The organism is Vibrio hangzhouensis, from assembly GCF_900107935.1.
Taxonomy (GTDB): Bacteria; Pseudomonadota; Gammaproteobacteria; order Enterobacterales; family Vibrionaceae; genus Vibrio; species Vibrio hangzhouensis.
Window position 1 is genome coordinate 37,214 of the sequence record NZ_FNVG01000032.1, and the last position, 9,404, is coordinate 46,617.

A 9,404-nucleotide genomic window follows, 5' to 3' on the forward strand; every position below is an offset into this window, starting at 1 on the left:
GCGTTCTTTTATGCCTAAATTATCTGAAGGTTATTTCAGGATTATCCCATGCTTTCTGACATACATTTACGACCCTTGCCAGCTCCTCTATTGTATGGTCCGAGTTGATGGACAGACGTAGCAGGTGCCGACCATTTGGCGTCGCTGGAGGGCAGAATACAGAACCAAAGATGCCGTTATTTTCGAAAAAGTTTCGCGCCTTAATGGTGTTTTCAACGTCACCGGTATCAATACCAATAATTTGTGACTCGCTCTGTATGTCATAACCTATTTCGCGCAGTTTCTTATTCAGGTATTCTGCGTTTCGGCTAAGCGCCTTTCTTCTTTCATCGGAACGAACGATAACATCAAATGTTTTGCTAAGCCTTTTCAGCTCATAGGGCAGTACAGTCGAGCTGAATATGGCTGGAAAAGCTACCATTGGCACACAGTAGTTGGTCTTTTCATTAGCCAAAATTGCGCCCGCTCGGTATGCGAAGGTTTTCGCCAGGCTGGCAGTAATAAAATCAACATGCTCTGTTAGGCCTAGTTCTGCAACAATTCCCGCCCCATTTGGACCATGAGTACCAAGTGAGTGCGATTCATCGACAACCAAGGCGCAGTCGTACTCGTAGGCTAACGACACCAAATCTACCAACGGAGCTATCGTGCCAATCGTACTGTACACCGAATCAACAAGTATAATGCCGCTACCATTCTTTTCTAATTGACGCTTTAGATGGCGCATATTGTTGTGCATGAACATATGAACTTTTGCGCCAGCGATCCTTGCTCCTTCCCAGAGAGATGCGTGAGCGAAAAAATCTACATAAACGTTGGTATCTTTGTCACAAATAGTTTGAAGCAGATTGACGTTTGCCGTCCAGCCTGACTGCGTAACCACACAACTGTCAAAACCAGTTAGATTAGCGAGTTTGGTTTCAAAATCAGTCTCTTTCTCTGCACCTAGGAGATAGACGCCTGACATCAGCAAACTTTCTTCGTTGTCGCGAATGCCCTGAATGTGAGCTTCCTTAATCTCTTCATTACTGTTTAAGCTCAAATAATCGTTTGTTTGCATAACAACGTCCCCAAGTTGAGGTCGCTGACCACAAATTGCGGGCTTCTTATCTGAGTTCGAGCTGATTCTATCTGCGATAAAATAGTCGTGCTTTTGTGTTATAAATTCTGGAAGAGCCTTTTTGATTTGTGTTAAGTGCATAACAGTTATTCTCTATGTAAATGAAATCATATGTCGGCCGATGCACTTATTTATTGCCGAACTAAGAAGAACTGTCACTATGGAATATTTATTTCTTTGGTATTGCCTGCAAAATGAACTATAGTCTCTTTTGATTAATTTGTTTTGTTTATACCTGTAGGGGGTCTAAGCAACATACTTTCGCTCGCATCCCTTCCTTTATTGATATTTATATCACAAAATTCTTATTAATGTGATATTAGTTCAGGCCAGTACATTTTTATAAAACCTGCACTCACCCAAATAACCGCTAAAGTCGCGACAGATAGTTCCAGGAACCCGAAATTGTGGAGCCAATGCCAGTGAGGATACTCCTCAGCAAAAAAGGTTGTTAGTCTGTGCATTGCGATTGAGCTGATCACCGACGGGAAGGTAATTGCGGCAATCGAAGGCTGAAACTTAAGTTTAAGCAATCGGAAATAACACAGGTAAATCAGCAGGGTCATGGTGATGGCAATCCCCGCAAGAGCACCCGTGAGTATAGGATCAGGTTCTGGGAAGTTCACTAAGTATGCCGATAATGTGAGGTTGATCGGTGCTGCCATGATGGCAATCGTGGGTCTGGCACGCTTTCTCAACATACCCTCAAATACTAGCCTGTAAAGAACCAGTGGAAGCATGAAAAAATAGATAGCGATACAAAAACTGGCAATAGTCTCGGAATATACGGTATGACCAAATTGCGTACCGGCAAGTGAACTACTGATAAGTCCCACCGGATATAAAAACCAACTGGGAACAATATTGGCAATCTTGAAATTTCGTATTTGGTAATAGAAGAATAATACTGCCATTAAAATGTGCAACGTGAGGGCTGCGAACCATAGCGGGTAGGCAATAACTGGTAGAATGACGGCAAGATAATCGCAGAGAATTAACAGTGCCATGCTCATAGGTGCCATTAGGCTGCCGGTCAGTGGGTTTTTTATATCGGCTGAAAATATATGGCCGTTTAGCAAATATTTTAGCAGAACTGGTAGCAGAAGTACTGCGCCGATTGATGCTAAGATGGGATGAATATTTTTGCCAAGGCCAGGAGCGTAGAGTGCCCAGGCGTGTCCCAGGCCAATCATCCCCAGAGCTAATGAAGCTTGGGAGGTCGGTACATTGTGAAACTGAGTCAGTCTTTTTAGGGCGGCAAAGCTAATGGTCACGAAGAGAGCTCTCTGTAATATCCTTATTATTATAACCCAGCTCGGTTTTTAACCGCTCTGGAAGTCTAGCCGTCTAATTATTGCATAGAATCAGCAATAATGCCCTCAGTTTTCTTTACGCGGTAGATCTTGTTGGCGAAGTTTCTCATTTTTGATAGTGCGGTGTAGCAGTTGACTGTATATAGGCTGACCTCCAAGAGACTGGGCGATGATTGTCGCTCCGACGGCGGTAATAATGAGAGGCAGGATCAGGTGATAGTTGTTTGTCATTTCAATCACCAGAAGAATGCCTGTAATAGGGGCTCGCACTGTAGCCGAAAATAGTGCTCCCATACCCGCAATGGCGAAAACACCGGGTTCTATGGGTAAATCAGGGAAAATGGCCTTCGCTGTAAGTCCGAAGGCGTAACCAAATGAGGTTCCCAACGCCAACATCGGCGCAAAGATCCCGCCAGGAGCACCGGAACCAAAGCAGATCAAAGTCGTCATTACACGGCCAATAAACAGTAACACCAGAACAGAGGCACTGAAGCTACCGTTGGTGATCTCTGGAATCAATCCAATACCGCCACCCGTCAATTCTGGAACATAAAGTAGGAGTAACCCAAAGGTACCGCCAATCATGGATCCGGTGATTAAAAAGCGTTTCAGGTCGTTTTTGTGGATGTGCACAAACAGATCTTGAAATACGGTGACCAGTTTATTGAAAGCAACACCAAAAACGCCAAACAGAGCTCCTAAAAGCAAAAATAACCACAGAACATTCAGGTCCGGTGAACCATACTGTGGCATGGTGATGACGGCGCTCTGTCCATTGATATAACGAAACACAATTGTCGCCGTCACTGCTGAGATCAGGACTGCTTTTATGGAAATCAGTGAATAGCGAAAATGTGGCCGCATTTCTTCAAAGACAAACATGATACCTGCGAGCGGAGCGTTGAACGCCGCCGCGAGCCCGCCTGCGGCGCCGGACGCCAATAGGGTGTGACGGCTATCGTCGTTCTTAACACGAAAGATATCGGTGACCATTCGGGCGATGTTACCTCCCATTTGCACTGTCGGGCCTTCACGTCCCAGAACCATCCCCGAGCCAAGTGCTCCTAGTCCACCAAAAAACTTAACCGGCAGTACTCGCCACCAACGAACAGGTCGGATGTTATCCATAGCACCTTCAATCTCAGGTATCCCTGAACCTGCAGCCTCAGGAGCGAACTTGTGAACCAGAAAATAACCTATGAAGGCAAGTAATGCACTAATGAGAAATGCGGATAACCAAAGCGGTAACACGGAGCCAATTTCGTCACGTAACCAGTCGGTACGGGTTTCAGTAACGAAATGTACCCCCAGTTCAAACAAGGTTCCTACTAACCCAGCCAGAACACCTACCACACAAGAAAGCAAAAGGACAGAAATGGGGGTTGTGTCTCTGGAGAGAAATTGGTTAATCGTGCCTTTTGGGACATGAGCGAGCAACGATTGTTTGATTCTTTCTCTCTTTGTCATTGGATTATTGGACCTTAATTGCGCCGAATGGAATTGAATGCATAGCTAAAATTATACGGCTTCCCGAATTCGGCGACAGTGGCAAGAATGAAAAGTAGTATTTCAATATTAGCTATGGGCGATACGAGGATGGTTTGTGAGTCAGATCATTGTATTTATCTTGTAAAACTGGAATTTTGTACCATATTTAGAGTGTAGGGTATGTATTCTACAAGCACGGAGGATTTGAAAACCCTGCATACAATTTGGATGTGCTACAAACAGATACTACAGCCTCGTAAATTATCTCAACCACGACAACAGGTTTAGAGATTCGCGAACTCACGATTGAGTAACGAGGGATAAAGGCGCGCGCAAGGTGCGCCTTTTGTCTTTTCGAATTCAGCTACATATTTTGCCACTTCTAGTTCATTTTTAATCCCAGCCGTCTTAAAACATCACTTTAGACTCATTTCGACGGCAAGACTCACGCTGCCTGGATACCGAAGGAGCTAGAACCTCAAAGTCACTTAGGTATATACTTCATTTATGACATGATACAGAGTGAGCACTATGCAAAATCAAGTACCTACAAACATAATCACCGGTTTCCTGGGCGTTGGAAAAACGACCGCTATTCTGAACTTACTTAAGGCAAAATCCGATGATGAGAACTGGGCAGTGTTGGTGAATGAGTTTGGAGAAGTAGGGATCGATGGTGCCATGATGGCGGAAGGTGGCGCTCTCATCAAAGAAGTGCCAGGAGGGTGCATGTGCTGTACTGCTGGCGTTCCTATGTCAGTCGGTATCAACGCTCTGCTGAGACAGAAACCCGACCGACTGATTATTGAACCCACAGGACTCGGGCATCCAAAACAGGTAATGAAAACATTGACGTCAGAGCAATATGAGAACTACATCGATCTAAAAGCAACCATCGCTTTGGTTGATCCGAGAAATTTGTCTGATGATAGGTACCTGTCCAATGCCAACTTCAATGATCAACTCGGTGTTGCGGATGTCATCATTGGTAATAAGATCGACCAGTGTAGTGCTGAAGATATCGATGTGTTTAATGACTGGGTAACAGATCAGGAGCCAGCCAAGATTTTCCACAAGCTGGTTAAGAACGGTGCTTTACCGCTTGAGATACTTGATATTGAACGTCGACTTGCCACTGAAAGGAGCGGGACAAATCACCAACAGGAACTGCACGATCATAGTGATTTGGAACCGGTGTTTGAGCTACCTCCGGAAAAACCTTTTATACGCCGAGAAAACCAAGGTCAGGGTTATTTTAGTTGTGGCTGGATAGTCGGGGCGGAACATAAGTTTGATTTTGAGCAGTTATTTTCTATGTTTAGCGACTTACAGGCGGAGCGTGTGAAAGCTGTGGTCAACACAGACAAGGGTTGTTTTGCTTTTAATGTCGCCAATCGTGTTGTTTCGGTCAATCAAATGTCATTGGAAGGATACGAGTCACGTATTGAGGTTATCGATACCGAATTGCTTCCGTGGGAGCAGTTAGAGACTATTTTGCTTCGTTTGTGCGGTCTAGCTTAATCTCAGGCTCTTTTGAACTATGCAGAGCTCTGAGGTTTTGGAAGCCGCTTCGGCAAGGCAGATCATCGACGTACACTGGTTGCGCTCGCTTGATGGTGCCGCCAAGTGCTATGGACTGAATATTGCTGATGGGATTCACCAGTGGCCAGAGCAATTGGCACGTACCAAAGTGTCACTAGACATGCTGGAGGCGGCAATAGAAGTCGTCGCGAAGCATCCAAGAGCGTTTGATATTGTTATCGATGCCGGGACCAGCATTACCGCCATGTGCTCTGGCGTATTAGGGGCGTTTCTTTACAGTGCCCCCAGTGTCGATGCAATGCTAAAGTACTTTGAACAGTTTTCTTTCGTGTTTTGTCCGGCCGTCAAGTTGGTTTTTATCCATAGGCAAAACGAAAAATCTGAGCTTTGGATGCTAAGGCATGATGACGATAAAGGCGTGCCGACGTTCTCTAATCTTGGCTTCAGTTACTATTGTATCGCCCTTATTACCTTCATTCGCTCTACCCAAAAGGAAAGCTGCACGGTTGAGTTCTTCTTTGAAAGCGATCCTTTAGACGAGGATGTACTGGCGGATCTTGAGCAACGTTTTGATTGCCGAATATTTTATGGACATAAGATCCGTCGAATCGCTTTACCGAGTTGGTATGTGAATAAAGTCAGCTCTTACGCAAATCCGGAGCTGAATGCGACGTTGGTCGCGCCAATGCACTTCAGTGCAAAGAGCGCATTGAATTCCAGTTTGGCTGAACAGGTATTTGCGGTGTTTAAGCAGTATGCTATGGATGATTTAACTCTAGATACGGTGGCAGCACATTTTCATATGAGCAGTCGCACGCTAATGAGAAAACTGGGTGCCCAGTCGCTCTCATTTCGTAGCTTGTTAGACAGCTATAAGCTGGAAAAAGCGATATCGTTGTCAGCCAATCCGAACACAAATCTGACTCAAATTGCTCTGGAGTTGGGATTTAGAGATTTGAGTTCCTTTTCCAGAGCGTTTAAGCGCTGGACGGGGGAAACGCCAAAGTCTCTGTTTAAGGGAAGGTAGTCTCGAACGACATCTCTCATGAAGTGATTTGGAAAAGGTAGCTGGCAAGCCAGACGATTCAGACGCTGGCGTCTGAAAAAAGATTGTCATTGGCCTGGCACTGTCTCAAGGTTCGTAAAGAGTGAGCGAACCACTGTGCGTAGCAAAGGCTGAAAAGATGACGATAATTTGTGCATGACGATTAAGGTTCAAATGAAAAACACCGAGCTAAATCTGATACCTGTTTTTGTGGCTATTTATGAGGAACAGAGTCTCTCTGGAGCTGCTTCCCGATTAGGGATAAGCCAACCTGCGGTGAGTAAAGCGCTAAAACGCTTACGTGAAATCTATGATGATTCATTGTTTCACCGAAATGCCAGTGGAGTGGAACCAACAACGTTTGCCAACGACGTTTATCCGGCGTTGGCTACCTCGTTGAAGAACTTCAACTCCACGCTTGAGGCTTCGAGGGACTTCAATCCCAAAACGTCGACAAAGACTTTTTCCATTGCATCAGTTTCTGCAGCTAACTGCGCTGCTATACCTGAGTTATTGGTGCGTTTGGCCAAAATCGCGCCCAAAATTTCGTTGGAAGTACACCCATTGTTCACTGAAGATCATGAATCTGACCTCCGTTTACAGCGTTATGATTTGGTGATTGATCGAAGTCGCAAGGAGATAACAACGCTTAAGTCTCAGGAAATTTTTAAAGATAAGTTGTACGTTGTCGCCGCAAAAGACCATCCCCGCCTAACTGGTGACTGTCTGACTACAGAGCAATATCTGGCAGAGCAACACGTTGTTATGGCTCGCTGGCATACCAGGAAAAGCTTCTTTGATGAAACGGACCTACCGGAGTTCGGCAAACGTAAGATTATATATCGAGCCGCTGGAGAAGTGGACATGTTGCCAGTGATCAGTCGTACTGAGGCGATTGGAATGGTAACACACTCTACTTATAGTCAGTTTTCCTTAGGATTAGGTGTTAAAGCCTTTCCAATGCCTTTTGGTCCTTCTGAATATGGATTGAGCATGCTTTGGCATCCAAGTCGAAACTCCGATTCCGCTCATCAGTGGCTGAGGCAGCAGATCGTGAAGATCGCCAGTAAGTTGCCGCAGTAACCCTGTTGCAATGGAAAGGAGAAATCCCGGCAGCGTGTGGAAATGTGCAGTTCGTGATCACCTAGACAGGTACATTTTGTCGTAGTTTGGAATGTAGCTTTCCCATATCGCAGGGTCACCAATGTGGGCTTTCAATTCATTGATGAACTCTGTGACCAGAAGAGTTTGCTTTCGATGTGGGTAGATTGCATAAATGCCAGTATCCATTGTTGAAAGATGATAGTCAGTAAGTAGCGGTACTAACCCAAGCTCATCAATGGGTTTTTCCAGATTGAATAGATCAATAACCGAGAAGCCAAGCCCATCCTGCACTGCCGCCATCATAGTTCGAACATCGCTGACTTTGTAGTTACCCTGCATTTTAAACGACCTTAGTGTCGTTCCGTTGGGCTTGTCACTCATTTTAAAAGTATCAAGGCAGACATTGCCATTGTTATATATAACCGCTGGCAGGGCAATCAAAGCTTCCGGTGACTCAGGAACACCGTATTTTTTGACAAAACAGCGCGAGGCAACGACGGCAAAGTTGGTGTTGGCAATTTTTCTGGCTATAAGATTAGAATCGGTAAGCGTACCCATACGTATCGCGAGGTCGTAGTGGTTCGCTATAATATCTGTCCGACGATCATCGAGATGTAAAACTACCTGAACGTCGGGGTATTTCTTGATAAAGCGGCTAATAACAGGTTGCAGGTATTGCTGGCCGAGAAATACCGCTGAGACGATACGAATGATTCCCTTGGGTTCAGACTGATAAGAATCGGCGATACTCTTAATGTTGGTCAAAGACTCAAGAAACACATGTGTTTCAGCGAGTATGTCTTCACCAGCAGACGTCAGTGAAAACGATCGCGTCGAACGATTGAGCAGTTGTACGCCAAGTGATTCTTCAAGTTTCTTTATCTGTTTTGACAAGGCTGAACTGTCCATATTGTTGAGTAATGCGGCCTTGGCAAAAGAGCCTTGCTGGACGACATCGACAAACAAACTGAGCTGTTGGGTGATAGACATTAAAGTAATCCCGACTGGAATAGAGATCTAACCATAATAGTGAAGTGAGTAAGGGAAAGAAAGAGCACTGTATTCCAGAGTTTTCAGTGGCAGACTGAAGAAATAGTCGTCGCTGGGGTAGTGTCGTACACCATATTGCAACATACTTCGAGCTGCACGAGATTAATGAGCTACGCATCAAGAACTGATGTTAAAAACTGGCATGGCAGCAAAAGTTGGCTACGGTTAGAGTGACATCTCTAACGATAAGGAGGATCCGATGGACTGTAGCTCGCTTGCGATATGTATGAACATTAATGGTTCCAACATTACTCTTGCGTGGGGGCCAAATAAGTCTAAGCAGCAGTGTTTGGACGAATACCACAGCATCGCTGCCGATCTGAACGCAAAGAGTTATGTTCTTATGCTTAAAGATCACCGTGACTCGTCATTGGAAAAACCCATTTCTAGTCGGCAGGCTCGAGAACTAATAGACGAGTGGCAGGATATCCAAAACGGCTTAAATCAGGATCTGGATATCCACTGGTAGTCATTTTAGGTGTACGGGCTCGTATTCGATTTGATAAGCCTGCTGATAAGTCACGACCAACTCGTACAGACGACCTGTTGCTATCGTTACTCAGAACTGGACAAAAACAATCGAGTTTCCTCTGATTCTAACCTATGCCAGACAGCCATCACTCTCACGAAAGTGAGGATCGCCTAAAGCGCGTAGCTAACTGAAAATAAAGATTTATACTCAAGTAACCTCAAGATGCTTGTTCAGCGAGAATTACTTGGCTTCTAGGCGCGGCAGTGATTT

8 protein-coding genes are annotated in these 9,404 nt (G+C 45.0%); 4 read left to right on the top strand and 4 right to left on the bottom strand.

Going from position 1 to position 9,404, the window contains the following annotated elements; all coding sequences use genetic code 11:
• Positions 1-19: 19 nt before the first annotated feature.
• The 3 genes from cqsA to clcA all read right to left on the bottom strand — a co-directional run bounded on the left by cqsA (position 20) and on the right by clcA (position 3,900).
• A complete protein-coding gene (cqsA, locus tag C4S60_RS21005; RefSeq protein WP_103882258.1) occupies positions 20-1,201 on the bottom strand; it encodes an alpha-hydroxyketone-type quorum-sensing autoinducer synthase in 1,182 nt (393 codons plus the stop codon).
• 227 nt (positions 1,202-1,428) lie between these two features.
• On the bottom strand, positions 1,429-2,394 hold the full coding sequence (locus C4S60_RS21010) for a TDT family transporter (RefSeq protein WP_279626962.1): 966 nt from the start codon (positions 2,392-2,394) through the stop codon (positions 1,429-1,431).
• 105 nt (positions 2,395-2,499) lie between these two features.
• Positions 2,500-3,900 (bottom strand): H(+)/Cl(-) exchange transporter ClcA, encoded by a 1,401-nt coding sequence (gene clcA / locus C4S60_RS21015; protein WP_103882259.1) that lies wholly within the window; start codon positions 3,898-3,900, stop codon positions 2,500-2,502.
• Between the two features lie 552 nt (positions 3,901-4,452).
• Here clcA and C4S60_RS21020 point away from each other — a divergent pair.
• The 3 genes from C4S60_RS21020 (at position 4,453) to C4S60_RS21030 (ending at position 7,591) form a co-directional block, all read left to right on the top strand.
• Positions 4,453-5,442, top strand: a complete 990-nt coding sequence (locus C4S60_RS21020) for a CobW family GTP-binding protein (RefSeq protein ID WP_103882260.1) — start codon at positions 4,453-4,455, stop codon at positions 5,440-5,442.
• Between the two features lie 19 nt (positions 5,443-5,461).
• Complete coding sequence (locus tag C4S60_RS21025; protein WP_103882261.1) at positions 5,462-6,490, top strand: helix-turn-helix transcriptional regulator; 1,029 nt, start codon at positions 5,462-5,464, stop codon at positions 6,488-6,490.
• 192 nt (positions 6,491-6,682) lie between these two features.
• Positions 6,683-7,591, top strand: a complete 909-nt coding sequence (locus tag C4S60_RS21030) for a LysR family transcriptional regulator (protein ID WP_103882266.1) — start codon at positions 6,683-6,685, stop codon at positions 7,589-7,591.
• Between the two features lie 57 nt (positions 7,592-7,648).
• On the opposite strand, the gene C4S60_RS21035 is transcribed toward C4S60_RS21030, so the two are convergent.
• Positions 7,649-8,602 (bottom strand): LysR family transcriptional regulator, encoded by a 954-nt coding sequence (locus tag C4S60_RS21035; protein WP_103882262.1) that lies wholly within the window; start codon positions 8,600-8,602, stop codon positions 7,649-7,651.
• A gap of 259 nt (positions 8,603-8,861) precedes the next feature.
• Here C4S60_RS21035 and C4S60_RS21040 point away from each other — a divergent pair, with 259 nt between their 5' ends.
• Entirely contained in the window at positions 8,862-9,131 is a 270-nt protein-coding gene (locus C4S60_RS21040; protein WP_103882263.1) for a hypothetical protein, read from the top strand.
• Positions 9,132-9,404: the final 273 nt, after the last annotated feature.